We start from the raw sequence: 25,976 nt of genomic DNA, 5'->3' as shown, positions 1-25,976 counted from the left end.
TGAGGGTGGGATGCGGCCGGCTTTTTCGATGTCGACACGTTCTGTAGGGCATTTCCGTCGAACTTCAACGAACCTCCCGGCAAAGCTTTCGCCGGTCGCTGGCAAAAGGCTAAGCTAGGGGCAATCAGTGTCGGCGGTGCCGGTGCTAGTCGTGATTTCTCTGCACGGACGTCTCATGCGCAGTCGCCTTTTCAACTTTTTATCCTGTCTGCTTCTTTCCGCCACCGCCGCCCAATCCGCCCAGGCCGTGGACCTCACCACCCAACGTCAATACTACGATGAAGCCAAACGTGCGCTGGCCAAGGGCGATACCGGCCCCTACATGCAATACAGCCAGGCGCTGGCCGACTATCCGCTGACGCCCTACCTGGCCTATGACGAATTGACCGCGCGCCTTAAAAGCGCGAGCAACGAGGAAATCGAGCAGTTCCTCGCCAAAAACGGCGACCTGCCCCAGGCCAACTGGATGAAGCTACGTTGGTTGCGCTGGCTCGCCGAACGTGGCGACTGGCAGACTTTTGAAAAGTACTACGACACCAAGCTCAATTTTGTTGAGCTGGACTGCCTGCACGGCCAATACCAGCTCACCCACAACCTGAAGGCCGAAGGCTACAAGACCGCCGAAAAGCTGTGGATGACCGGCAAAACCCAACCCTCCGCCTGTGATGTCACCTTCGGCCAGTGGGCGGCAGCCGGGCAACTTACCGAACAGAAAATCTGGGACCGCACCAAGCTCGCCGCCGAAGCGCGTAACTACGCGCTGGCCAATAGCCTGGTGAAAACCCTGCCCACCCTCGGCGCCCAGGGCCGCTTGATGGTGGATGTGGCGCAAAAGCCCGACATGCTCAGCGACCCGTCACGCTTCCTGCCGGCCAACGAGGCCATGTCCGATGCCGTGGGCCTGGGCCTGCGTCGTTTGGCACGCCAGGACCCGGACAAGGCCATGGCCCTGCTCGACGGCTACGCCAGCAGCATGCACTTTTCCCGTGACGAAAAAGTGTCGATCGCCCGCGAAATCGGCCTGACCCTGGCCCGCCGCTATGACCCGCGCGCCCTTGACGTGATGACCCAGTACGACCCCGAACTGCGCGACAACACGGTATCCGAATGGCGCCTGCGCCTGCTGCTGCGCCTGGCACGTTGGGAAGAGGCCTACCAGCTCACCCGCAAACTGCCACAGGACCTGGCCACCACTAACCGCTGGCGCTACTGGCAGGCCCGCAGCCTGGAACTGGCCGAGCCGAAAAATCCGCAAGCCATGGTGCTGTACAAAAACGTCGCCAAGGAACGGGATTTCTACGGTTTCCTCGCCGCCGACCGCTCCAGGTCGCCGTACCAGCTCACCAACAAACCGCTGGTGATGAGCCAGGCGCTGATGAACAAGGTGCGCAATACACCGGGCGTGCGCCGCGCAATGGAGTTCTATGCGCGTGGCCAGATCGTCGACGGGCGCCGCGAGTGGTATCACGTCAGCCGTCACTTCAACCGCGATGAAATGGTCGCCCAGGCCAGGCTGGCCTACGACATGAAATGGTACTTCCCGGCGATCCGCACCATCAGCCAGGCGCAGTACTGGGATGACCTGGACATCCGCTTCCCCATGGCCCACCGCGACACCCTGGTGCGCGAAGCCAAAGTGCGTGGCTTGCATTCGAGCTGGGTGTTCGCCATCACCCGCCAGGAAAGCGCGTTCATGGACGACGCGCGCTCCGGCGTCGGCGCCAGCGGCCTGATGCAACTGATGCCGGGCACCGCCAAGGAGACCGCGCGCAAATTCAGCATCCCCCTGGCCTCACCGGCCCAGGTGCTCGACCCTGACAAGAACATCCAGCTCGGCGCCGCCTACCTGAGCCAGGTGCACAGCCAGTTCAACGGCAACCGCGTGCTCGCCTCCGCCGCCTACAACGCCGGCCCAGGCCGCGTACGCCAGTGGCTGCGCGGTGCCGACCACCTGAGTTTCGACGTGTGGGTGGAAAGCATCCCGTTCGACGAAACCCGTCAGTATGTGCAAAACGTGCTGTCTTATTCGGTGATCTACGGACAGAAGCTCAATTCGCCACAGCCGTTGGTGGATTGGCATGAGCGCTATTTCGACGATCAGTAATAGCCAAATGTGAAAGCGCGCTTATCGTGGCGAGCGGGGCTTGCCCTAATGCCGTTCAGTTAAGCGCAGATTCCCTGTGGCGAGCAGGCTTGTCCTGCGTTGGGCTGCGCAGCAGCCCCAAAGCCAGGCGCTGAGCCGTATCAGGTACACCGCGTTTTGCTTGATTGGGGGCGCTTCGCACCTTAACGCGGGGCAAGCCCGCTCGCCACAGGTGTGTGGCTGCCTGAAACGTGGGGCTCTCACATTGGATTTTCAGTGTATCCACAAGCGTGGCACTACGTGTCCACACTGAACTGCAACGCCGCCAAGCGCGCGTACAGCGCATTGCTCGCAATCAACTGCTGGTGCGTGCCCACCGCCACCAGCTTGCCCTGGTCCATCACCGCAATCCGGTCCGCATTCTTTACCGTCGCCAGCCGATGCGCGATCACCAGGGTGGTGCGGCCCTGCATCAGTTGCGGCAGCGCCTGCTGGATCAGGTGTTCGCTCTGGGCGTCGAGGGCGCTGGTGGCTTCGTCCAGCAGCAGGATCGGTGCGTCCACCAGCAGCGCGCGGGCAATGGCCAGGCGTTGGCGCTGGCCACCGGACAGGCCCAGCCCGCTTTCGCCCAGGTGCGTCTGGTAGCCGTCGGGCATTTGCAGGATGAAGTCGTGGGCATGGGCGATACGCGCCGCGGCCTCAACCTGTTCACGGGTGGCGGACGGATTGCCGTAGCGGATGTTGTCTTCGACGCTGCCGAAAAACAGCGCCGGGTTCTGTGAAACAAGCGCGAAGTGGCGGCGCAGGTCCAGAGGGTCGAGTTCGGTCAGCGCGTGGCCTTCAAGCGTAATGCGACCGTGCTGCGGGTCGTAGAAACGCAGCAGCAGGTCGAACAGCGTCGACTTGCCCGCGCCGGACGGGCCGACCAGTGCCAGGGTTTCGCCGGGGTTGATGCTCAGGCTCAAGCCGTCGATGGCGTAAGTGTCCGGGCGCGACGGGTAGGCAAAGCGCAGGTCCTGCAATTCCAGGCGCCCGCTGACACGCTCCGGCAAGCGCACCGTGCCCTCCACCGGGGCTTTAATCTCGTTGCTCGACTGCAACAACTCACCGATACGCTCGGCCGCACCGGCGGCGCGCTGCAGCTCACCGAGCACTTCGCTCAGGGTGCCGACGGCGCTGCCGACAATCAGGCTGTAAAACACGAACGCCGCCAGCTCGCCCCCGGAAATGCGCCCGTTGATCACGTCCATGCCGCCCACCCACAGCATCACGCCCACGGCACCGAGCACCAGCATGATCACCAGGGTAATCAGCCAGGCACGCTGGGCGATGCGTTTGCGCGCGGTGGCGAAAGCCTCTTCCACGGTCACGGCGAAGCGCTGCTCGTCCTGCACCTGGTGGTTGTAGGCCTGCACCGTCTTGATCTGGCCGAGGGTCTCGGACACGTAGCTGCCCACATCGGCTATGCGGTCCTGGCTCTGCCGCGAGAGGCTGCGTACACGCCGCCCGAAAACCAGGATCGGCGCCAGCACCAGCGGCAGCGCCACCACCACGATGCTGGTGAGCTTGGGGTTGGTGACAAACAGCAGCACGATGCCGCCGATGACCATCAGCGCATTGCGCAAAAACAGCGAGAGCGACGAGCCGATCACCGATTGCAGCAAGGTGGTGTCGGTGGTCAGGCGCGACTGGATTTCCGAGCTGCGGTTGTTCTCATAGAAGCCTGGGTGCAGGTAGATCAGGTGGTTGAACACCTGCCGGCGAATGTCCGCCACCACCCGCTCGCCGATCCACGACACCAGGTAGAACCGCGCAAACGTGCCCACTGCCAGGCCCAGCACCAGCAGCATGAACAGGCCGATGGACTGATTGAGCAGGTGCGGGGATTGCGTCATGAAACCCTGGTCCACCAACAGGCGAATACCCTGCCCCATGGATAAGGTGATGCCAGCGGTAACGATCAGCGCCAGCAAGGCACCGAGCGCCTGCCAGCGATAGGGCGCGATAAAGCGACTGGCCAGGCGAATCGCACGGCGTTGACGGACTGAGAACATGAGGGCATTACCGATGGGGAACCTGTACTCAACATTGGGGGAACTTGGCCGAATAACAATGAGTCAGGTTAATTATGCCCAGCGAACCGGGCTCCTAGAGGCTATCGGTCTAACGCGCGACTGGAAATCCATGGTGGTTTCTGGTGCACTTGTCGTTCGAACCGGTGAGTGTGCAGGGAGTTGTCACAGCGCGGTCACGCGGGGGTTTTAGAATAGGGACACAACCTGATGAGGAGACAGGCCATGACCTTGCAAAACAGCAGCAATGCCAAGATTGAAGTGATCCGCCAACCGCAGCAGTTGCCTTGCTCGTATATCGACGCCAAGGGCCGCGAAGTACAGATTACCGAAGAGATGATCCAGCAAGCCTGCAGCGAACTGGAGCAGCGATTGGTCAAGCCTGCCCAATGAGGCGAGCGCCAACGCTCTTGTAAACCCGGCCTTGATGGCCGGGTTTTTTATGGGCGCTTAAACGACCTCGGCGCCCAACGCGCGCGCAATGTTCGACAGCACCGGCGACTGGCCATTGATCCGCACCTTCAAGCCATCGATTTCGCGGCGCTCGGGGTAATGCTTGCGCAGCAGGTCGAAGGCCTTGCGCTGCTCCTGCACGGTTCCCACCAGGCTGCGGCGGAAATCCGCATCATCGCGCCGCGGGTCGTACACGCTGCGGCACAGCGTGGCCAGTGCCCAGGCCGGGTCGGTGGATGCATTCAACTGCACCTCGGCCAACCACGGCTGCGGCAGCAGGTCACTCAGGGCAATGCCGGGCGCCTGGCCAAGGTACGCGCACAACGCCTGATAGATCTGCGCCGTACCGCGCTGCTTGCCGTCCAGGCTGTAGCCGGCGATATGCGGCGTCGCCAGTACACAGAGGTCGGCCAGGTCGACGTCCACTTCCGGTTCGCCCTCCCACACATCCAGCACGGCCTGCAGGTCTTCACGCTCCAGCAGCACCTCGCGTAGGCCGGCGTTGTGCACCACGGGGCCGCGGCTGGCGTTGATCAGCCAGGTGCCAGGTTTGAGCTGCCGCAGACGCTCGCGATCGAACAGGCGCCAGGTTGCACCATTGCCGGACTTGATCAGCGGCGTGTGCAGGCTGATCACATCGCACTGCTCGATGATCTGGTCCAGGCTCACGTAGTCTGCGTCTTCGGCGATCTGCCGTGGCGGGTCGCACACCAGCACGTTCCAGCCCAGCCCCTTGAGCACCTTGAGCAGCCGCCCGCCCACTTCACCGGCACCGACGATGCCGTAGGTGCGCTGGGCGAGGTCGGCGCCTTCGATTTCAGCCAGGGTCTGCAGGCTGCCGAGCACGTAGTCCACCACGCCGCGCGCGTTGCAACCGGGGGCGCTGGACCAGTGAATGCCGGCCTGCTGGAAGTAGTCGAGGTCCAGGTGATCGGTGCCGATGGTGCAGGTGCCGACGAACTTGACGTGGCTGCCCTCGAGCAAGGCCCGATTGACGTTAGTCACCGAGCGCACCAGCAGCACGTCGGCCTGCTCGACCGTGGCGCGGTCGATGGCGCGGCCGGACACGCGGCGAATCTCACCAAAGCCCTGGAAAAACTCATCGAGCAGCGGAATATTCTCGTCGGCAACAATCAGCATGGCGGGGCTCCTTTGGCGGAACGGCAGTGTACAGCCTTGCGATCTGACTCACACTGAAGAACCCCTCCCACCTCAGGCCGATGCCGTTTACAAATCCCCAACACAGGTTTTTTCCTGACCATTGCGTCAACGCGTAGAATCCGCGGTCCTTGCGCCTTGCCTTTGATTGGACATCTGTACGTGAACACTGCCACCGCCCCCCTCACCCGTCCCGCCCGCATCCGCCGGGAAGTGCGCGGCCTGCTGACGCTTGCCCTGCCGATCATGATCGGTCAACTGGCCACCACCGCGATGAGCTTCGTCGACGCGGTGATGGCCGGGCGGGTCAGCCCTGAGGACCTGGCGGCGGTGGGCCTGGGCAACTCGATCTGGATTCCGGTGTACCTGCTGATGACCGGCACCCTGCTGGCCACCACGCCCAAAGTCGCCCAGCGTTACGGCGCGGGCCAGTTCAGCGAGATCGGGCCGCTGGTGCGTCAGTCCCTGTGGCTGGCGGTGGTGGTCGGTCTGTGCGGCGCGCTGTTGCTGCTGTGCGCCGAGCCGGTGCTGCAGACGATGAAGGTTGAGCCCGACCTGATCGCGCCCTCCATGGGCTACCTGCATGGCATCGCCGCCGGCATGCCGGCGATTGCGCTGTATTACGTGCTGCGCTGTTTCAGTGACGGCCTGGGCCGTACCCGGCCGAGCATGGTCATGGGCCTGTGCGGCCTGGCGCTGAACATCCCGCTGAACTACATCTTCATTTACGGCCACTTCGGCGTGCCGGCCATGGGCGGCGTGGGCTGCGGCTGGGCCACGGCGATTGCAATGTGGGTGATGATGCTCGGCCTGGCCTGTTGGACTCGCTGGGGCGCGGCCTACCAGAGCAGCGAACTGTTCAAGCGTTTCGACTGGCCGCAATGGGCGGTGATCAAACGCGTGCTGGGCATTGGCCTGCCGATTGGCGTGGCGATCTTCGCCGAGTCGAGCATTTTTGCCGTGATCGCCCTGTTGCTCGGCAGCCTTGGCGCCACCGTGGTGTCGGGCCATCAGATCGCGCTGAACGTCAGCTCGCTGGTGTTCATGATCCCCTACTCCCTGAGCATGGCCGTGACCGTGCGCGTCGGTCAGGCCCTGGGCCGTGGCGAACCCCGTGAGGCGCGCTTTGCCGCCGGAGTCGGCATGGGCACGGCGCTGGCCTATGCCTGCCTGTCCTGCAGCCTGATGCTGCTGTTTCGCGAGCAGATCGCGGCGATCTATACGCCGGACCCGGTGGTGATCCACCTCGCCTCGACGCTGATCGTGTTTTCCGCGCTGTTCCAGTTTTCGGACTCGATCCAGGTCACCGCCGCCGGTGCGTTGCGCGGTTACCAGGACACCCGGGTGACCATGGTGCTGACCTTGTTCGCCTATTGGGGCGTGGGCCTGCCGGTGGGCTACGCCCTGGGGCTCACCGACTGGCTGGGCGCAGCCAGCGGCCCGAGCGGCTTGTGGCAAGGCTTGATCGTCGGCTTGAGTTGCGCCGCAGGCATGTTGCTGGTGCGCCTGGCGCGCAGTGCACGCCGGCGTATTCACGCCGGTAAGGCGCGGGTTTAATCGACTTTCTTGCGAATCCAGTACAGGTAGGTGCCGGCCTCTTCTTTCTGTTCAACCAGTTCGTGGTCCAGGAACACACAGAACTTGGGAATATCGCGACGGGTGGAAGGGTCGGTCGCGATCACCTTGAGCAGGCCGCCTGGCGCCAGGTCACGGATGTGCTGGTGCAGCATCATCACCGGCTCCGGGCAGTTGAGGCCGGTGGCGTCGAGGGTGCCGTCAATGGGTAATTCACTCATACATCACTCCTGAAACACACCCGCTCCAGTGTGGGAGCGGGCTTGCCCGCGATGACGGGGGCACATTCAACATAATTTCGACAGCTATACCGCTATCGCGGGCAAGCCCGCTCCCTCAGGGGCGATCAGTGTCTCTTGGGTTTCCTTGCAGACTCAAGCCGACGCAGGTGGCAGGTCACCTCCTCCCGGTCGTGATACAGCTGCTTGCAGCCAATCTCCACACGAATACCGCGCGCCTTGAAGCCCTCTTCGATCCGCTCCAGCAAACGTTTGACCTCGGCATAACGCTGCTTCATCGGCAGCTTCAGGTTCACCACCGCCTCGCGGCAATGGCCTTCGCCGATCCAGGTTTCCAGCAGCGCGGCATTGCGCGCCGGTTTCTCGACGATGTCACACACCATCCAGTCCACCGGCTGTTTTGGCACGAAGGTGAAACCGTCGGCCATCAAGTGCTGCACCAGGCCCGTGTCCATCAGGCTTTCGGCCATGGGGCCGTTGTCGATGGCGGTCACCAGCATGCCCCGGTTAACCAGTTGCCAGGTCCAGCCGCCGGGGGCGGCGCCGAGGTCGACGCCGGTCATGTCGCCGTGCAGGCGCTCGTCCCACTGGTCGCGGGGGATAAAGTGATGCCAGGCCTCTTCCAGCTTCAGGGTCGAGCGGCTGGGCGCGTCACGCGGGAATTTCAGACGCGGGATGCCCATCGGCCACATCGCCGAATTGTTCGACTCGGCCAGACCCATGAACACTTCGCGGCCACTTTTGAAGGTCAGCAGCAGGCGTGGCTTGCTCGGGTCGTCCACCAGCTTGCCGGCATTGAGCAGGGCCTTGCGCAGGTGCACTTCGAATTTTTTGCAGAAGTTCGACAGCTCCTTGCCGTCGTTGGTGTCAACCATCTCCAGCCACAGGCTGCCGCACACCGGGAATGGATGCAGGTGCGCGAGGATCACGCTGATGCGGTCGGTTTCCGGCAGGTCGATGAACACCCCGCGCGCCCACTGCCGGGGGAAGATCAATTCGGCGAAGCGCTGGCCGTGCATCAGGCGCTGGGCGCCGTCGTCCTCGGTGCAGACGAACTCGGCGCAGGCGCTGCCGGTCTTGGCCTTGGCGTAACCGGAAACGTTAAGGCGCGCGGCATGCTCGGCGATCTCGGAGCAGACTTCGCCCTCGAAACCTGGACGGCAGTGCATAAAAAGGGTGTTCATTGAATCTCCTGGCACCGGCTTGCTGTCGTGCAAGGCCTGTCATGAAAACGCGAGCATGATAGCCGAGTTCGGAACCTTGGACTTCACCCGGCAGTCCAGTTATTAGCCTGCTACTCAAAACAGGGCTAAGTTAAACGCTCTGTTCGTCCCGCCAGGTCCGTAGCCGTGCGGACCATAAGGAGTCGTGTCATGTCATCCCTTGATAGCCTGAGAACCCTTAAGACCCTGCAAATCGACAACAAGACCTACCACTATTTCAGCCTGCCCGAGGCCGCCAAGAGCCTGGGCGACCTGGACAAGCTGCCGATGTCGCTCAAAGTGCTGCTGGAAAACCTGCTGCGCTGGGAAGACGACAAGACCGTCACCGGCGCCGACCTCAAGGCCATCGCCGCCTGGCTCAAAGAGCGCCAGTCCGACCGCGAGATCCAGTACCGCCCCGCCCGCGTCCTGATGCAGGACTTTACCGGCGTACCTGCCGTGGTCGACCTCGCCGCCATGCGCGCCGCCGTGGCCAAGGCCGGTGGCGACCCGCAGCGCATCAACCCGCTGTCCCCCGTGGACCTGGTCATTGACCACTCGGTGATGGTCGACAAGTTCGGCAACGCCGACGCCTTCGAGCAGAACGTCGACATCGAGATGCAGCGCAACGGCGAACGCTACGCCTTCCTGCGCTGGGGCCAGAGCGCCTTCGACAACTTCAGCGTGGTGCCACCGGGCACCGGCATCTGCCACCAGGTCAACCTCGAATACCTGGGCCGCACCGTGTGGACCAAGGACGAAGACGGCCGCACTTACGCCTTCCCCGACACCCTGGTGGGCACCGACTCCCACACCACCATGATCAACGGCCTGGGCGTGCTCGGCTGGGGCGTGGGCGGTATTGAAGCGGAAGCGGCCATGCTCGGCCAGCCGGTGTCGATGCTGATACCGGAAGTGATCGGCTTCAAGCTCACCGGCAAATTGAAAGAAGGCATCACCGCCACCGACCTGGTGCTGACCGTCACCCAGATGCTGCGCAAAAAAGGCGTGGTGGGTAAATTCGTCGAATTCTACGGCGATGGCCTGGCTGACCTGCCGCTGGCCGACCGCGCCACCATCGCCAACATGGCCCCGGAATACGGCGCCACCTGCGGGTTTTTCCCGGTGGACGACGTGACGCTGGACTACCTGCGCCTGTCCGGTCGCCCCAGCGAAACCGTGAAACTGGTGGAGGCTTACACCAAGGCCCAGGGCCTGTGGCGTAACGCAGGGCAAGAGCCGGTGTTCACCGACAGCCTGGCGCTGGACATGGGCAGCGTCGAAGCCAGCCTGGCCGGGCCGAAGCGCCCACAGGACCGCGTGGCGCTGCCGAATGTGGGCCAGGCGTTCAGCGATTTTCTCGACCTGCAATTCAAGCCGACCAACAAGGAAGAAGGCCGCCTTGAAAGCGAAGGCGGCGGTGGCGTGGCCGTGGGCAACGCAGACCTGGTGGGCGAGGCCGACTACGAATACGAAGGCAACACCTATCGCCTGAAAAACGGCGCGGTGGTGATCGCCGCCATCACGTCCTGCACCAACACCTCCAACCCCAGCGTGATGATGGCTGCCGGGCTGGTGGCAAAAAAGGCCGTGGAAAAGGGCCTGACCCGCAAGCCGTGGGTCAAGACCTCCCTGGCGCCGGGCTCCAAGGTGGTCACCGACTATTACCACGCCGCAGGCCTCACCCAGTACCTGGATAAACTCGGTTTCGACCTGGTGGGCTACGGCTGCACCACCTGCATCGGCAACTCCGGGCCGCTGCCCGAGCCGATTGAAAAAGCCATCCAGACCGCCGACCTCGCCGTGGCCTCGGTGCTGTCCGGCAATCGCAACTTCGAGGGCCGCGTGCACCCGCTGGTCAAAACCAACTGGCTGGCCTCGCCGCCCCTGGTGGTGGCCTATGCGCTGGCCGGCACCGTGCGTATCGATATCAGCAGCGAGCCGCTGGGTAACGATAAGGACGGCAATCCGGTGTACCTGAAAGACATCTGGCCGAGCAGCAAAGAGATCGCCGACGCCGTGGCACAAGTCACCACGGGCATGTTCCACAAGGAATACGCCGAAGTGTTCGCCGGTGACGAGCAATGGCAGGCAATCGAGGTGCCCCAGGCCGCTACCTACGTGTGGCAGCAGGACTCCACCTATATTCAGCACCCGCCGTTCTTCGACGACATTGCCGGCCCCCTGCCGGTGATCAAGGACGTCACGGGCGCCAACGTGCTGGCGCTGCTGGGCGACTCGGTGACCACCGACCACATCTCGCCTGCCGGCAACATCAAGGTCGACAGCCCCGCCGGGCGCTACCTGCAAGAGCAAGGCGTGGAACCGCGCGACTTCAACTCCTACGGCTCACGCCGGGGCAACCATGAAGTGATGATGCGCGGCACCTTTGCCAATATCCGCATCCGCAATGAAATGCTCGGCGGCGAAGAAGGCGGCAATACGCTGTACATCCCCACCGGCGAGCGCATGGCGATCTACGACGCAGCGATGAAATACCAGGCCGCAGGCACGCCGCTGGTGGTGATCGCCGGCCAGGAATACGGCACCGGCTCCAGCCGCGACTGGGCGGCCAAGGGCACCAACCTGCTGGGCGTCAAGGCAGTCATTGCCGAAAGCTTCGAACGGATTCACCGCTCCAACCTGGTCGGCATGGGCGTGTTGCCGTTGCAGTTCAAGCTGGATCAGAACCGCAAATCGCTCAAACTCACCGGCAAGGAGAAAATCGACATCCTCGGCCTCACCGACGTAGAGATCGTGCCGCGCATGAACCTGACGCTGGTGATTACGCGGGAGGATGGCAGCGGCGAGAAAGTGGAAGTGCTGTGCCGGATCGATACGCTCAATGAAGTGGAATACTTCAAGGCCGGTGGCATCCTGCACTACGTGCTGCGCCAGTTGATCGCCTCATAAGCAACACTGGAGATGCAAAGGTGGGAGGGGGCTTGCTCCCGATGAGGGTGGGTCAGTCAGCTTGTTTGTAGCTGACCCACCCTCATCGGGAGCAAGCCCCCTCCCACATTTGATCTCCATTTGTCTGATACATATCACACCGCTTTGGCTTTTGATCTTGATCTCAGGCGCCCCGTCAACCACGCTGGCCGCACGCAGGCTTGAATCCGTGGGTAACCCGGCAGGACGCCGGGTTAGCCGCGCTGGGCCAGGGATGGCCCATCGCGGCGGCCCACGGATTCAAGCCTGCGTGCGGGCACACCGAGCCTGAGCGAGGTGCCGAGTGGTGGGGCAAGAGCCCTTTTGGTTACTTTTGGGGCTCTTTTCCAAAAGTGACCCGCCGTAAGGGCGGAACCCTACGTAGCCGTTAGCGCAGCAACGGATATGTACACCAACACCAGAAGCCCCTCCCCAGTTCTAACCCTATTCCAAATCAGCCAAACAACCACTTCCACAACAACACCAACACCCCCACCGCCAACACCGGCCGCGCAATCCGGTAAGCCTGGGGATACTTGCGCTTGAACTGTTTGACCCGACCGCTGAACCTGTCGCTGAACGTCTTGCTCCACGCATAAGCCTGGTTAATCCCACCCACCCGCTCATCATCCAGATTCTGCGGCGCAGTCGCGCGCCCCAGCTGCTTACTGACCCAACGGTTGAGACGGGTCATCAGACGGTTGCTCAGCGGACGTTCAATGTCGCAAAACAGGATCACCCGAGTCTGCTCGGTTTCGTTCTTCACCCAGTGCACATAGGTTTCGTCGAACATCACGTCTTCCCCATCGCGCCAGGCGTAAACCTGGCCGTCGACAAAGATGCGGCAATCGTCGGAGTTGGGCGTTGACAGGCCCAGGTGATAACGCAAGGACCCGGCAAACGGATCGCGGTGCGGGTTGAGGTGGCTGCCACCCGGCAACAGCGCAAACATCGCGCCCTTGACGTTGGGGATGCTGCTCACCAGCGCCACAGTCTTCGGGCACAGGGCCTCGGCCGACGGCAGCGGTTTGTCGTACCACTTGAGGTAGAAACGCTTCCAGCCCTTCTTGAAGAACGAACCGAAACCGGCGTCATTGTTCTTTTCGGCCGCGCGGATGTAACCCTCGTCGAACAGGTGCATGGCCTCTTCGCGGATCACTTCCCAGTTATCCTTGAGCACGTCCAGCTCCGGGAACTTGCTGCGGTCCAGGTAAGGTTTGGACGGTACCGCGGAGAACAGGTACATCAAGGCGTTATACGGGGCGAACAGCGCCGAATGGTTGACGAACTGGCGCAACATCGGCAAACGGGCCTTGCCGCGCAGGTGCACATACAGCGTACTGCCGATAAACAGCAGCAACACCGACAACTTGGCGGCCAAAGAAAAGGTCATGCAGCAACTCCTGAAAATAAGCGCCTGGCCAACAGCAGACGTAGCAGCCGGCCATGATAAACATTTGGGCCAGTATGCAGAAGGCCCCGGCTGACCAGCTGACACAAATCAAACCCGGCGATCAGCCGGCAGTTGTGGTGAGCATCACGCCTGGTTCTCCTGATCGGTGAACAAGTCGCTGAACAACATGCTCGACAGGTAACGCTCACCCGAGTCCGGCAGGATCACCACGATGGTCTTGCCCTGCATCTCCGGTTTCTCGGCCAGACGCACGGCCACCGCCATCGCCGCGCCACAGGAGATACCGCAGAGGATGCCCTCCTCCTGCATCAGGCGCCGGGCCATGGCCTTGGATTCCTCATCGGTCACCCGCTCAACGCGGTCGACCATCGACAGGTCGAGGTTTTTGGGCACAAAACCGGCGCCGATCCCCTGGATCTTGTGCGGGCTCGGCTTGATCTCTTCACCGGCCAGCGCCTGGGTGATCACCGGCGACGCCATCGGTTCGACCGCTACCGACAGGATCGGCTTGCCCGCGGTGTGCTTGATGTAGCGCGATACACCGGTGATGGTGCCGCCGGTGCCCACGCCTGCCACCAGCACGTCCACCGCACCGTCGGTGTCGTTCCAGATTTCCGGGCCGGTGGTTTTTTCGTGGATGGCAGGGTTGGCCGGGTTTTCGAACTGGGCCGGCATAAAGTAGGTGGCCGGGTCGCCGGCGACGATTTCAGCGGCTTTGTCGATGGCGCCTTTCATGCCTTTGGCCGGTTCGGTCAGCACCAGTTCGGCGCCCAGGGCCTTGAGCACCTTGCGCCGCTCGATACTCATGGACGCCGGCATGGTCAGCAGCAGTTTGTAGCCACGGGCCGCAGCGACAAAGGCCAGGCCGATACCGGTGTTGCCGGAGGTGGGCTCGACAATGGTCATGCCCGGCTTGAGTTTGCCGTTGCCTTCGGCGTCCCAGATCATGTTGGCGCCAATGCGGCACTTCACCGAATAGCCCGGGTTGCGCCCCTCGATCTTCGCCAGGATGGTCACGCCGCGCGGCGCAATGCGGTTGATCTGAACAAGAGGCGTGTTACCGATGGAGTGCGCGTTATCTGCAAAAATGCGGCTCATGACGGGTCCCTGGGGCAATGTGAACAAGGCCACAAGGGTATGCCTCAGGCTTTGAGGCGTCCAGTCGGCGGAACGTTGCGCCTGCTGCGGCAGTCCACACCCTATCTGCACGGAGGAGCCTTTCATGAAACGTCGCTACAGCTGGCCACTTTGGACCGTCGCCGCACTGGTGGTTTTCCTGGTGGCACTGAACATCGCCCTGCCCTATCTGGTGCGCAATTATCTGAACGAAAAGCTCGCCAACATGGGCGATTACCGTGGCGAGATTGCCGACGTGGACCTCGCGCTGTGGCGCGGCGCCTACCGGATCAACGGCCTGCAGATCGTCAAGGTGGACGGCAAGGTGCCGGTGCCCTTCGTCAAGGCGCCGCTGATCGAGTTCGCGGTGAGCTGGCATTCGCTGTGGTACGACCATGCGGTGGTCGCCGAGGGGCATTTTGTGCGTCCGGAAATCAACTTCGTCGACGGCGGCGCCAACAAGGCCGCGTCCCAGACCGGTAAAGGCACCGACTGGCAGGAACAACTGAGCAAGCTGCTGCCGATCACCCTCAACGAAATGCGCATCGAAGACGGCAAGATCGCGTTCCACAACTTCACCTCCAAGCCAAAGGTCAATATCAACGCCACCGGGGTCAACGCCAGTTTCTACAACCTGACCAACGTGGTGGACGTGGAAGGCAAGCGCGACGCACGCTTTGAAGGCAAGGCGCTGCTGCAAGGCCAGGCACCTCTGGAAGCCAACGCCACCTTCGACCCACTGAGCGATTTCGAAGAGTTCGAGTTCCGCTTCCGTGCCCGCGACCTGCAACTGACGCGCATGAATGACTTCGCCTCGGCCTATGGCAAGTTCGACTTCAAGGCCGGCACCGGTGATGTAGTGATCGAAGCCCAGGCCGAGAAAGGCCAGCTGCGCGGCTATATAAAGCCGCTGCTGCGCGATGTGGAAGTGTTCGACTGGCAGCAGGATGTCGAAAACAAGGACAAGAATATATTCCGTTCGATCTGGGAAGCCGTGGTCGGCGCCAGCGAGACGGTGCTCAAGAACCAGCGTAAAAATCAGTTCGCCACCCGCGTGGAATTGAGCGGCAGCGTGCATCAGCAGAATGTCAGCGCGTTTGGCGCGGTCATCGCGATCCTGCGCAATGGCTTCATCCAGGCCTTCAATGCCCGTTACGAACAACCCAAGCCGAGCGCCGATTAAAACGGTGGGAGGGACTTGCTCCCGATGGCGGTGTGTCAGTTTATACATCCATGACTGAACCAACGCTATCGGGGGCATGCCCCCTCCCACATTGATTGCATTGGCCGGGAATGAACGTGACCGTCCATTCAGAGACTGAATAACCCGTCTGCGTTCACAGTCGCCGGGGCCGCGCGGTATAGTCCGGGCATTGATGAATCCGAGGACACACCGATGAAGTTCGAAGGCACCCAGGCCTATGTGGCTACCGATGACCTGAAACTGGCCGTCAACGCCGCCATCACCCTGGAGCGGCCGCTGCTGGTCAAGGGCGAACCGGGCACCGGCAAGACCATGCTCGCCGAACAGCTGGCCGAATCCTTCGGCGCCCGGCTGATCACCTGGCACATCAAATCCACTACCAAGGCGCACCAGGGCCTCTACGAGTACGACGCGGTCAGCCGCCTGCGCGACTCGCAGTTGGGCGTGGACAAGGTGCACGACGTACGCAACTACCTGAAGAAAGGCAAGCTGTGGGAGGCCTTCGAGGCCGAAGAGCGGGTAATCCTGCTGATCGATGAAATCGACAAGGCCGATATCGAATTCCCCAACGACCTGTTGCAGGAACTCGACAAGATGGAGTTCTACGTCTACGAAATCGACGAGACCATCAAGGCGAAGAAACGCCCGATCATCATCATTACCTCCAACAACGAAAAAGAGCTGCCGGACGCGTTCCTGCGCCGCTGCTTCTTCCACTACATCGCCTTCCCCGACCGCACCACCCTGCAGAAAATCGTCGATGTGCACTACCCCGACATCAAGAAGGATCTGGTCAGCGAAGCGCTGGACGTGTTCTTCGACGTGCGCAAAGTGCCGGGTCTGAAGAAAAAACCTTCCACCTCCGAACTGGTCGACTGGCTCAAGCTGCTGATGGCCGACAACATCGGCGAAGCGGTACTGCGCGAGCGCGACCCGACCAAAGCCATTCCGCCGCTGGCCGGCGCACTGGTCAAGAACGAGCAGGACGTGCAGTTGCTGGAACGGCTGGCGTTCATGAGCCGTCGCGGTAATCGCTGATGCTGCTCAACCTGTTCAATGAAATGCGCGCCGCCAAGGTGCCGGTGTCGGTGCGCGAGCTGCTTGACCTGATCAACGCGCTCAAACAGCGCGTGACCTTCGCCGACATGGACGAGTTCTACTACCTGGCGCGGGCGATTCTGGTCAAGGACGAGCGGCATTTCGACAAGTTCGACCGCGCCTTCGGGGCCTACTTCAACGGCCTGGAAAAACTCGACGACCACCTGCAGGCGCTGATCCCCGAGGACTGGCTGCGCAAGGAGTTCGAACGCTCGCTGAGCGATGAGGAACGCGCGCAGATCCAGTCCCTCGGCGGCCTCGACAAGCTGATCGAGGCATTCAAGAAACGCCTCGAAGAACAGAAGGAACGCCACGCCGGCGGCAACAAGTGGATCGGCACCGGCGGCACCAGCCCGTTTGGTTCCGGCGGTCACAACCCGGAGGGCATACGCGTGGGCGATGCCGGCGAGCGCAAGGGCAAGGCCGTGAAGGTGTGGGACCAGCGCGAGTACAAGAACCTCGACGATCAGGTCGAGCTGGGCACGCGCAACATCAAGGTGGCCCTGCGCCGCCTGCGCAAATTCGCGCGCCAGGGTGCGGCCGAAGAGCTGGACATCGACGGCACAATCGACCACACCGCGCGCGACGCCGGCCTGCTGAATATCCAGATGCGCCCGGAACGGCGCAACACCATCAAGCTGTTGCTGCTGTTCGATATCGGCGGCTCGATGGACGCCCATGTGAAGATCTGCGAAGAGCTGTTCTCCGCGTGCAAGACCGAGTTCAAACACCTGGAGTACTTCTACTTCCACAACTTCGTGTACGAGTCGGTGTGGAAGAACAACCAGCGCCGCACCTCGGAGCGCACCTCAACCCAGGACCTGCTGCACAAGTACGGCGCCGATTACAAAGTGATCTTTATCGGCGACGCGTCGATGGCGCCCTATGAAATCACCCAGGCCGGCGGCAGCGTCGAACACTGGAACGAGGAGCCGGGCTATGTGTGGATGCAGCGCTTCATGGCCAAGTACAAGAAGCTGATCTGGATCAATCCGTACCCGAAGGACACCTGGGGCTATACGGCGTCGACGGCGATCGTGCGCGAGTTGGTGGAAGACCAGATGTACCCGCTGACGTTGCGCGGGCTGGAAGAAGGCATGCGCTTTCTATCCAAATAACGGTGGGAGTCCCCACTACCTCTTCGACGTAGCGCTGTCGCGCAGCGAACTGGGGCCTCTGTGGCGAGCGGCCTTGCCATTTCGGTCGGCTCTCAGGCCGCCGCGCTCTTGATCTTGATCTTGATCTTAGGCGCCCCGTCAAACACGCTGGCCGAACGCAGGCTTTGGAGCGTGGGTAACCCGGCAGGACGCCGGGTTAGCCGCGCTGGGCCATGGATGGCCCATCGCGGCGGCCCACGCTCCAAAGCCTGCGTTCGGGCACACCGAGCCTAGGCGAGGTGCCGAGTGTTGGGGCAAGAGCGTTTTGCTTACTTTTGCGCTTTTCAAAAGTGAGCCGCTGTAAGAGCGGAACCGCCAGCAGCCGTTACAGCAGAAACGGATATGTACACCGAAAAAGTCGCACCGCTCTTTGCTTTGAACATCACGCTGGCTTAACTGAACGGCATTGGGGGGCGCAGCGCCCCCAATCAAGGAAAACGCGGTGTACCTGACCCTGCCCGGAGCACGGCTTTGGGGCTGCTGCGCAGCCCAACGCAGGACAAGCCTGCTCGCCACAGGAAACTGGCTGCCTGAAATTTCAGGTTTTAAATCAAAAAGTTATTTTGTGTTTGATAAGAGGGGGCTGGCTCCCACAGTGGACCGAGCCGCTATTTAAAGGCCTTTGAGGTCACGCTCTTCAATCGGACGGCTCTGGCGCAGACGCTTGCCGCCCAGCACCACCCAGTCGATCAGGCGGAACAGGCATTCGATGCCGAACGACAACAGCATCGCCCCACCCAACCCCCAGCCCATCGCTTCGGGGGTCAGCAGGATCTGGTAACTGTAGCCATTCCAGGTCTCCCGGCGAATGTCCGGGTCGGCGGCCACCGCCACCTGCAGGGCGCGGATGTACCAGGGGCCTTGCATGGCCTGGAACTGCTTGTCCAACGCAAGCTGGCGGTCAAGCATGGCCCCCAGGCTGTTGGCGTCGCTCTGGAACACCGGGTCATCACTGGCGCGGTAATGGGCCACCAGCGCCTGCAGGTCTCCCTTGAAAAACTGCTGCGCGGTGGTCTCGAACCCGCGCAGGCCGGTCTGGGCCTCGATCAGGTGGGCTTCGACGCGCTTGGCATAGTCGTTGATGAAACCCGGCACTTGCACGCCGACCAACAGGCCAATGGCAAACAGCACCAACCGCAGATAGCTGAGCAACATGGTCGATATCCTTACTCGGTAACGCCCTGGCTGACGCATTCACCGCGTCGCCACAGGCTCCATTGGCCCGGTTCGTAGCGGGTCCAGTTTTCGTTGTCGGTCAACGGTTCGGTGGCAATCACCGTCACCACGTCATTGGGCGTGGTTTCGGCCTGGAAATCGACGATCACGTCGACATCCTTCAAGCGCGCCGGGCCAAAGGGTGCGCGTCGGGTGATCTGCGCCAATTTAGTCGTGCAATAGCAAAACAGCCAGTCGCCGTCGCTGAGCAGGCAGTTGAATACGCCCTTGCTGCGGTATTCGGTGCAGGCGGCGATCAGGTCGGGCAGCACCTGCTCGATGTCCACCGGTTCAGGGAAGGCTTCGCGCACACGGTTGAGCAGATCGCAGAAGGCCGCTTCGCTGTCGGTGTCGCCCACCGGGCGGTAAAAGGTGGCGCGCGGATTGAACTGCGCCAGTTGGCCGTTGTGGGCGAAGCACCAGTTGCGGCCCCACAGCTCGCGCACGAACGGGTGGGTGTTGGCCAGGCTGACCTTGCCGACATTGGCCTGGCGGATATGCCCGATCACCACTTCGCTTTTGATGGGATAACGCTGCACCAGCAGCGCGACTTCCGACTCGCTGCTCGCCGCCGGGTCCTGGAACAGGCGCAGGCCACGGCCTTCGTAAAAGGCAATGCCCCAACCGTCACGGTGCGGGCCGGTGCGCCCGCCGCGCTGCATCAGCCCGGTAAAGCTGAACACGATATCGGTGGGGACGTTGGCACTCATGCCCAATAATTCACACATGCCAGGGCTCTCGCTGCAACGTTAAAGGCGCGGTTCGACCCGCGTGCCGCTGGCGGGTGCCGGACGGTGGAAAGGCTCGTCGTCTTCAGCCGGCTCCTGGGCCAGCGCCGCATCGAACGCCGCCTTGCGCTCGCGGCGCGCATTGGCGGCGCGCTCGATGGGCCAGCGAATCAACACGATGACGATATACACGGCGAAGACGATCATCGTGTACATGAACAAATCGGAAATCGCCCGCCAGGCGTTGTTGCCGACCTTGAGCACCAGGTCCAGCGCGGTAATGGCCACGGCCGGCGCAAACTGGGTCTTGACCGGATCGACGATGGTCGGGCTGAACAGCAGCACCGCCATCAGCAATTGCAGTGGCTCGCGCAGCCAGCGCCAGATCCAGCGGGTCATGCGCCACCACACCAACAGGCAGCCCAATGCGGCGAAGGCGTAAAGGCCCCAGGCAATCAGATAATCGTTCTCGGTCATGGTGTCCATGGCAAGGCTGGCAAAGAGGCGGCTATGATAACGGCTTTTGCGTGTCGCGGCTGCAATGCCTGCCACCGTCCGCCAGACAGAGAGTGATCCATGCCCCTATCCAATGCCCCGATCGCCCGCAAGGCCCCAGGTCCAGACCCGTACGCCTGGCTGCAGGAGCGCGATAACGCAGACGTCCTCGACTACCTCAAGGCCGAAAACGCCTGGCAGCAAGCCCAGCTCGCCGACCAGCAGGCGCTGCGCGACACGCTGTTCGAGGAAATCAAGGGCCGCATCCTCGAGACCGACCTGTCGCTGCCCTCCCCGTGGGGCCCGTATCTGTATTACACGCGCACCACCGCCGGCGACGAATACGCCCGCCACTACCGCTGCCGCCGCCCTGTCGACGACAGCAATCAGGTGGATGAGGACAGCGAAGAACTGCTGCTGGACCCGAACGCCTTGGCTGGCGGCGGCTTTTTCTCGCTGGGCGCCTTCAGCATCAGCCCCGACCACCAGCGCCTGGCCTACAGCCTCGACACCAGTGGCGAAGAGATCTACACCCTGTTCGTCAAGGAATTGTCCTCGGGCAAGGTCAGCGAACTGGAATTCCAGGACTGCGACGGCAGCATGACCTGGGCCAATGACAGCCTCACCCTGTTTTTTGGCGAGCTGGACGACACCCATCGCCCGCACAAGCTGTATCGCTACCGCCTGGACGGCACGGCGGCGCAGGAAGTGTTCCACGAACCCGACGGGCGTTTCTTCCTGCATTGCTACCGCTCCAGTTCCGAGCGCCAGCTGCTGCTGGCCCTGGGCAGCAAGACCACCAGCGAAATCTGGGCACTGGACGCAGGCCAGCCGCACCTGGACTTCACCTGCCTGGCGCCTCGCGTCGAAGACCATGAATACGATGTCGACCACGGCCAGCTTGACGGTGAGTGGACCTGGTTTATCCGCAGCAACCGCGACGGCATCAATTACGCGCTGTTTGTCGCCGCCGACACCGGCACCGTGCCCGGCGAGGCCGACTGGCACACGCTGATCCCCCACAGCGACGAGGTGATGCTCGACGGCGTGAGCCTGAATGCACGCGCCATGACCCTGAGCCTGCGCATCGGCGGCCTGCCGGTGATCGAAGTGCATGCCGAGGGCGTGCCGGCCTATCGCGTGGAGTTACCCGACGCCGCCTACAGCCTCTACGTACAGAACAGCCTGGAATTCCCCAGCGACAGGATCCGCCTGCGCTACGAAGCGCTGAACCGCCCGGCCCAGGTGCGTCAGTTGGAGCTGGCCAGCGGCGCGCAACAGGTACTCAAGGAAACCCCGGTACTCGGCGCATTCAATGCCGATGACTACGTCAGCCAGCGCCTGTGGGCCACCTCGGCCGACGGCACTCAGGTGCCGATCAGCCTGGTGATCAAGCGCGACCAACTGGGCAAGCCGACCCCGCTGTACCTCTACGGTTACGGCGCCTACGGCCAGAGCCTCGACCCGTGGTTCTCCCACGCGCGCCTGAGCCTGCTGGACCGTGGCGTGGCATTCGCCATCGCCCACGTGCGCGGCGGCGGCGAGCTGGGTGAAGCCTGGTACCGCAACGGCAAGCAGGCCCACAAGCAGAACACCTTCAGCGACTTTATCGCGTGCGCCGAACACCTGATTGCCGAGGGCCTGACCACCTCCCGGCAACTGGCGATCAGCGGCGGCAGTGCCGGCGGTCTGTTGATCGGCGCGGTGCTCAACCAGCGTCCGGCGCTGTTCCAGGCGGCGATTGCCGAAGTGCCGTTTGTGGATGTGCTCAACACCATGCTCGACCCGGAGCTGCCGCTGACGATCACCGAGTACGACGAATGGGGCAACCCCGAAGAGCCCGAGGTGTATGCGCGCATCAAGGCGTATGCGCCGTACGAAAACGTCAGCGCCCAGGCCTACCCGGCGCTGCTGGTGATCGCCGGCTACAACGACAGCCGCGTGCAGTACTGGGAAGCGGCCAAATGGGTCGCCAAGCTGCGCGACACCGCCACCTCCGACAACCTGCTGCTGCTCAAGACCGAACTGGGTGCCGGCCACGGCGGGATGAGCGGTCGCTACCAGGGGTTACGCGACGTGGCGCTGGAATACGCGTTTGTGTTCAAGGCGCTGGCACTCGACGCTTAACCACCGGGGGTCTTCGGTTTGCTGTCGTTCTGCTGCAGGCCAGGCACGGTCTGGTCCTTGGGCGGCGTCGGCAACACGATCGGCACCAGCGCCGGCGAGCCGTCGGCGTTGGCTTTAGGCAACGCCGGCGGCGTCACCTGCGGGTACAGCGTCGGCGTCGGAGTGCCCGGCGCGCCTGGGGTTGGCGCGGGGGCGGCCGGTACGCTCTGCACCTCCTGCGCCTGCACGGCACCCAATGTGAGCGCGCCGAGCACAATGACCGTTAGAATGCTGCACTTCATCGATGGCTCCATGGCCTGACCGGAATGCCTCAAGGCTACTCCCAACCGCGCAAGAATGCCCTTCCCAATGAGATTTCCATGAAACGTTTCATTCTGCTCGACACCACGCCGATCCCCGACAACGGCGGCGCCCTGTGCCTGTTCGAATACGGCGAGGATTTTGTCATCAAGATCCAGGGCGGTGACGGCGGCCAGCTGATGAACACCCGCATGCACGGCTCCGAGGATGCCCTGGCGGAAATTCCCTGCCGCAAGGTGGCCGGGCGCCCGGGTTCACGGGTATTGATCGGCGGGCTGGGCATGGGTTTTACCCTGGCTTCGGCGCTCAAGCACCTGGGCAAGACCGCCGAAGTGGTGGTGGCCGAGCTGGTGCCCGGCGTGGTGGAGTGGAACCGCGGCCCGCTGGGCGAAAAATCCGGCCGCCCGCTGCTGGACCCGCGCACCGTGATCCGCCTGGAAGACGTGGCCAAGGTGCTGCAGGCCGAACCCCAGGGCTTTGATGCGATCATGCTCGACGTCGACAACGGCCCCGAAGGCCTCACGCAAAAAGCCAACAGCTGGCTCTACTCCGCCGGTGGCCTGGCCGCCTGTGCCAAGGCACTGCGGCCCAAGGGCGTACTGGCCGTGTGGTCGGCCAGCGCCGACAGGCTGTTCAGCGACAAGCTGCGCAAGGCCGGCTTCAAGGCCGAGGAAGTGCAGGTATTTGCCCATGGCAACAAAGGCACCCGGCACACCATCTGGATCGCCGAAAAACTGAAAGCCTGATACCAGACACCACAAATCCCCTGTGGGAGGGGGCTTGCTCCCGATAGCGGTAGCTCAGTCACCGATGTGTTGACTGACACACTGCGATCGGGAGCAAGCCCCCTCCCACATTTCTGACCTGTTTCAGCGCAGGGATTTGCGGTAGTCAAAGATGTACGGCACTTTATTGTCGAAGGTTTTCTCCAGCGCCTTGCGATCCAGCTCGCTCATGCCGCCCAGTTGATGAGCGGTAAACCCGCTGTCACCCACCTTCGAGCCTGGCGCCAGGCTGACCATGCGCTTGGCAACGGCTTCGATGGCGTCCTTGTAGCCGCCTTTGCTGTCCAGGTTGTACTGGCTCAAATCAATCTGCGTGCGCAGCCAGTCGCCCCAGTAAAACTCCAGAAATTCGGGGGCAATCTCGCCATCGTCCGGCTTGCCATAGGCGGCCTTGCGGGTGAAATACACCAGGCTGCGAAAGGTGTCGTTCTGCAGGTGCTTGAAGCCCAGATGCGCCGGCAACTGCTCAGGCGCCAGGGTCCGGCCCTGACTGTCCTTGAGCCAGACTTTGCGCGCCGCTGCCATACGCTGCCAGAAGGTGTTCATGTCCGGGCTGCTGCTGAAATCGTCGGTCACCCGGACCCACATTTTCAAGCGCGCCCCGCCGCCGGGCACTTCCCACAGCGTGGTGAAGCTGTGGTGGCCGTCGGTCAGGTACAGCTGGCCGCCGGGGCCGACCACGACGGTTTTCATCTCATCCGGGTGAGCACCTACCGGATCCTCGCAGGTAAAGCTCTCGGGGTGATGCAGGTCGGCCTTTTTCGGCACCTTTTTCGCTTCGCCCTGGCCATTGGTTTCGCAGTACTCGTCAAAGACCTTGGCCGGTTTGGCGGCGAACAGCCCCAGGCTGTAATAGATCTGGTCAAAACCCACCACGGCCTGGGTGGGATGCAACTGCTCGAGGGCCACTTCGATCACCTGCCCGGGCCTGGGCGCAGAAAGGGCGTGGGCATGGGCAGTCACCCCACACAGCAGCAATGCAGCAATCCATGAATGCAGACGCATGAAGTTGAATCCTTATGGCTAAAGTGAAGCGGTTATTTAGCGCGCGAGCGGCTAGAATCCACGGTATCCGTGAACCCTCAAACAGCCAGGAGCCATGATGAGCTCGACCAACCCGCCCTCCCACACCGCCAAGCTGGACCGCATTCTCGCCGATGCCCAGCGCGACCGGGAAATGGGCTATCGCGACAAAGCCCTGAAAATGTACCCCCACGTGTGCGGCCGCTGCGCCCGTGAGTTCGCCGGCAAACGCCTGAGCGAACTGACCGTACACCACCGCAACCATAACCATGATGACAATCCTCAGGATGGCTCCAACTGGGAATTGCTGTGCCTGTATTGCCATGACAACGAGCACTCGCGCTACACCGACCAGCAGTATTTCGGCGAAGGCTCCACCAGCAGCCCGACGATTGCCAAGGCCACGCACAACCCGTTTGCGGCGTTGGCGGGGTTGATGAAGAAAGACAGCTGAACATCGTCATCGCCTGTACCGGCCTCATCGGGGGCAAGCCCCCTCCCGCACTGAAATGCAGTCCAACAGTGGGAGGGGCTTGCTCCCGACAGCGATCGTGCAAGCACCGCATCACTTCAAGGCCGTATAATCGCGCCTTTTCGTCAAGGCACCCTTCCCCGTGGGCAATAAACGCTACAGCTGCATCGGTCTGTATAACCCCAAATCACCCGAAAACGTCGGCTCGGTGATGCGTGCCGCCGGCTGCTACGGCGTGGCCTCGGTGTTCTACACCGGCGTGCGTTACGAGCGCGCGCGGGATTTCATCACCGACACCAAAAAGGTCCACCACGACATTCCGCTGATCGGCATCGATGACCTGAAGAAAATCCTGCCCCTGGGCTGCATCCCGGTTGCCGTGGAGCTGGTGGAAGGCGCCCGTCCGCTGCCCGAATACACCCATCCCGACCGCGCGCTGTATATCTTCGGCCCGGAAGACGGCTCGCTGGATAAAGAGATCCGCGACTGGTGCGAAGACGTGGTGTACATCCCGACCACCGGCTGCATGAACCTTGCCGCCACCGTCAATGTGGTGCTCTACGACCGCCTGGCCAAGGGCAACAACACCCGCTCGGGGCCCAAGTACTGATTTTTCGGGAACATCCGGCGCCGGCCAGCAGTCAGCTATTTACACTAGCCCTTGTTGGAGACGGATCATGAGTGACAGCACACACCTGCGACCTATCATCGAGCACCTGCAGCCCGCCCCGCAGCATGAGCAAAACGTGCACGGCTGGGAACGCATCGGCTCGGTAGCCGGCGGTTTCATCATGCTGGGCAAAGGCCTGCGCCGTGGCGGCGTGTTCGGCCTGATCCAGGTTGCAATCGGCGGCGTGGCGCTCAAGCGCGGCTTTACCGGCCACAGTTCGCTCAAGGACAAGCTGGAGCAGGGTCGTCAGGAGATGAACAGCCTGCGCACCAAGATCGAACGGGCCGGCGCAGAGCTGAACAACCTCAAGACCAAAGCCGAAGTGGCCGCCGAGAAAGCGGTAAAAACCACCGGCTGATCAGGCTTTCATGCCTGTTGAACATCCAAATGTGGGAGGGGCTTGCTCCCGATGGCAGTGTGTCAGTCAACACATCAGTGACTGAACTACCGCCATCGGGA

The 25,976-nt window shown here is 62.4% G+C and carries 23 protein-coding genes; 12 read left to right on the top strand and 11 right to left on the bottom strand.

The genetic code is table 11. From position 1 onward, the window contains the following. Positions 1-175 precede the first annotated feature (175 nt). Positions 176-2,104: a transglycosylase SLT domain-containing protein gene (locus RHM60_RS23750; RefSeq protein WP_209990091.1), complete on the top strand. Its 1,929-nt coding sequence runs from the start codon at positions 176-178 to the stop codon at positions 2,102-2,104. Positions 2,105-2,379: 275 nt separating this feature from the next. Here RHM60_RS23750 and RHM60_RS23745 read toward each other — a convergent pair whose 3' ends face one another. After that, complete coding sequence (locus RHM60_RS23745; RefSeq protein WP_322212962.1) at positions 2,380-4,137, bottom strand: ABC transporter transmembrane domain-containing protein; 1,758 nt, start codon at positions 4,135-4,137, stop codon at positions 2,380-2,382. Positions 4,138-4,380: 243 nt separating this feature from the next. Between RHM60_RS23745 and RHM60_RS23740 the strand changes: the two genes are divergently transcribed. Further along, positions 4,381-4,548 carry a PA1571 family protein gene (locus RHM60_RS23740; protein WP_209990085.1) on the top strand — a complete coding sequence of 56 codons (168 nt, stop codon included), beginning with the start codon at positions 4,381-4,383 and terminating at the stop codon, positions 4,546-4,548. A gap of 57 nt (positions 4,549-4,605) precedes the next feature. On the opposite strand, the gene pdxB is transcribed toward RHM60_RS23740, so the two are convergent. Next, positions 4,606-5,748, bottom strand: coding sequence for a 4-phosphoerythronate dehydrogenase PdxB (gene pdxB, locus RHM60_RS23735; protein WP_322212961.1), 1,143 nt, complete (start codon positions 5,746-5,748; stop codon positions 4,606-4,608). 180 nt (positions 5,749-5,928) lie between these two features. On the opposite strand from pdxB, the gene RHM60_RS23730 reads away from it, so the two are divergent. Beyond that, a complete protein-coding gene (locus RHM60_RS23730; RefSeq protein ID WP_322212960.1) occupies positions 5,929-7,323 on the top strand; it encodes an MATE family efflux transporter in 1,395 nt (464 codons plus the stop codon). On the opposite strand, the gene tusA is transcribed toward RHM60_RS23730, so the two are convergent. Both tusA and rlmM read right to left on the bottom strand, forming a co-directional pair. Then, positions 7,320-7,562 carry a sulfurtransferase TusA gene (gene tusA / locus RHM60_RS23725; RefSeq protein ID WP_209990075.1) on the bottom strand — a complete coding sequence of 81 codons (243 nt, stop codon included), beginning with the start codon at positions 7,560-7,562 and terminating at the stop codon, positions 7,320-7,322. The two genes, RHM60_RS23730 and tusA, sit on opposite strands and share 4 nt — an antisense overlap. 125 nt (positions 7,563-7,687) lie before the next feature. Beyond that, positions 7,688-8,764, bottom strand: coding sequence for a 23S rRNA (cytidine(2498)-2'-O)-methyltransferase RlmM (rlmM, locus tag RHM60_RS23720; protein ID WP_231422134.1), 1,077 nt, complete (start codon positions 8,762-8,764; stop codon positions 7,688-7,690). A gap of 189 nt (positions 8,765-8,953) precedes the next feature. On the opposite strand from rlmM, the gene acnA reads away from it, so the two are divergent. Then, complete coding sequence (gene acnA, locus RHM60_RS23715) at positions 8,954-11,695, top strand: aconitate hydratase AcnA (protein WP_322212959.1); 2,742 nt, start codon at positions 8,954-8,956, stop codon at positions 11,693-11,695. A 472-nt stretch (positions 11,696-12,167) separates the two neighbouring features. On the opposite strand, the gene RHM60_RS23710 is transcribed toward acnA, so the two are convergent. Beyond that, a complete protein-coding gene (locus tag RHM60_RS23710; RefSeq protein WP_209990065.1) occupies positions 12,168-13,106 on the bottom strand; it encodes an aspartyl/asparaginyl beta-hydroxylase domain-containing protein in 939 nt (312 codons plus the stop codon). Positions 13,107-13,250: 144 nt separating this feature from the next. Beyond that, positions 13,251-14,225 carry a cysteine synthase A gene (gene cysK / locus RHM60_RS23705; RefSeq protein WP_231422131.1) on the bottom strand — a complete coding sequence of 325 codons (975 nt, stop codon included), beginning with the start codon at positions 14,223-14,225 and terminating at the stop codon, positions 13,251-13,253. 124 nt (positions 14,226-14,349) lie between these two features. Here cysK and RHM60_RS23700 point away from each other — a divergent pair, with 124 nt between their 5' ends. The 3 genes from RHM60_RS23700 to RHM60_RS23690 all read left to right on the top strand — a co-directional run bounded on the left by RHM60_RS23700 (position 14,350) and on the right by RHM60_RS23690 (position 17,663). Then, positions 14,350-15,426 (top strand): DUF748 domain-containing protein, encoded by a 1,077-nt coding sequence (locus tag RHM60_RS23700; RefSeq protein ID WP_209990060.1) that lies wholly within the window; start codon positions 14,350-14,352, stop codon positions 15,424-15,426. Positions 15,427-15,639: 213 nt separating this feature from the next. Then, the gene (locus tag RHM60_RS23695; RefSeq protein ID WP_209990058.1) at positions 15,640-16,485 is read left to right on the top strand and encodes an AAA family ATPase; all 846 of its coding nucleotides are present in this window, start codon (positions 15,640-15,642) and stop codon (positions 16,483-16,485) included. Continuing rightward, complete coding sequence (locus RHM60_RS23690; protein ID WP_322212957.1) at positions 16,485-17,663, top strand: VWA domain-containing protein; 1,179 nt, start codon at positions 16,485-16,487, stop codon at positions 17,661-17,663. The genes RHM60_RS23695 and RHM60_RS23690 overlap by 1 nt, the downstream gene beginning before the upstream one ends. 651 nt (positions 17,664-18,314) lie before the next feature. On the opposite strand, the gene RHM60_RS23685 is transcribed toward RHM60_RS23690, so the two are convergent. From RHM60_RS23685 to RHM60_RS23675, 3 genes are read right to left on the bottom strand one after another with little or no spacing between them, the layout of a single operon-like run. Beyond that, a complete protein-coding gene (locus RHM60_RS23685) occupies positions 18,315-18,857 on the bottom strand; it encodes a DUF2937 family protein (RefSeq protein WP_057009544.1) in 543 nt (180 codons plus the stop codon). Positions 18,858-18,868: 11 nt separating this feature from the next. Continuing rightward, entirely contained in the window at positions 18,869-19,645 is a 777-nt protein-coding gene (locus RHM60_RS23680) for a class II glutamine amidotransferase (RefSeq protein WP_003234016.1), read from the bottom strand. A 21-nt stretch (positions 19,646-19,666) separates the two neighbouring features. Next, complete coding sequence (locus tag RHM60_RS23675; RefSeq protein WP_057009543.1) at positions 19,667-20,197, bottom strand: hypothetical protein; 531 nt, start codon at positions 20,195-20,197, stop codon at positions 19,667-19,669. Positions 20,198-20,221: 24 nt separating this feature from the next. On the opposite strand from RHM60_RS23675, the gene RHM60_RS23670 reads away from it, so the two are divergent. Then, the gene (locus RHM60_RS23670) at positions 20,222-22,267 is read left to right on the top strand and encodes a S9 family peptidase (protein ID WP_209990043.1); all 2,046 of its coding nucleotides are present in this window, start codon (positions 20,222-20,224) and stop codon (positions 22,265-22,267) included. On the opposite strand, the gene RHM60_RS23665 is transcribed toward RHM60_RS23670, so the two are convergent. Beyond that, positions 22,264-22,548, bottom strand: a complete 285-nt coding sequence (locus RHM60_RS23665; protein ID WP_231422125.1) for a hypothetical protein — start codon at positions 22,546-22,548, stop codon at positions 22,264-22,266. The two genes, RHM60_RS23670 and RHM60_RS23665, sit on opposite strands and share 4 nt — an antisense overlap. A gap of 78 nt (positions 22,549-22,626) precedes the next feature. Between RHM60_RS23665 and RHM60_RS23660 the strand changes: the two genes are divergently transcribed. Continuing rightward, positions 22,627-23,313, top strand: coding sequence for a spermidine synthase (locus RHM60_RS23660; protein ID WP_057009540.1), 687 nt, complete (start codon positions 22,627-22,629; stop codon positions 23,311-23,313). 123 nt (positions 23,314-23,436) lie between these two features. Here the strand turns inward: RHM60_RS23660 and RHM60_RS23655 are convergent, their stop codons facing one another. Further along, complete coding sequence (locus RHM60_RS23655; protein ID WP_322212955.1) at positions 23,437-24,357, bottom strand: ParB/Srx family N-terminal domain-containing protein; 921 nt, start codon at positions 24,355-24,357, stop codon at positions 23,437-23,439. 97 nt (positions 24,358-24,454) lie between these two features. On the opposite strand from RHM60_RS23655, the gene RHM60_RS23650 reads away from it, so the two are divergent. The 3 genes from RHM60_RS23650 to RHM60_RS23640 all read left to right on the top strand — a co-directional run bounded on the left by RHM60_RS23650 (position 24,455) and on the right by RHM60_RS23640 (position 25,875). Then, positions 24,455-24,829 carry a YajD family HNH nuclease gene (locus tag RHM60_RS23650; RefSeq protein WP_003172528.1) on the top strand — a complete coding sequence of 125 codons (375 nt, stop codon included), beginning with the start codon at positions 24,455-24,457 and terminating at the stop codon, positions 24,827-24,829. Between the two features lie 160 nt (positions 24,830-24,989). After that, positions 24,990-25,457: an RNA methyltransferase gene (locus RHM60_RS23645; protein ID WP_003189607.1), complete on the top strand. Its 468-nt coding sequence runs from the start codon at positions 24,990-24,992 to the stop codon at positions 25,455-25,457. 67 nt (positions 25,458-25,524) lie between these two features. Further along, entirely contained in the window at positions 25,525-25,875 is a 351-nt protein-coding gene (locus RHM60_RS23640) for a DUF2892 domain-containing protein (RefSeq protein ID WP_231422120.1), read from the top strand. Positions 25,876-25,976 lie beyond the last annotated feature (101 nt).

Origin of the sequence: Pseudomonas sp. MH9.3 (assembly GCF_034354675.1) — a bacterium.
Lineage (GTDB): Bacteria > Pseudomonadota > Gammaproteobacteria > Pseudomonadales > Pseudomonadaceae > Aquipseudomonas.
The sequence above is the reverse complement of the archived record's forward strand: the minus strand, read 5'-3'. Positions and strand labels throughout refer to the sequence as shown.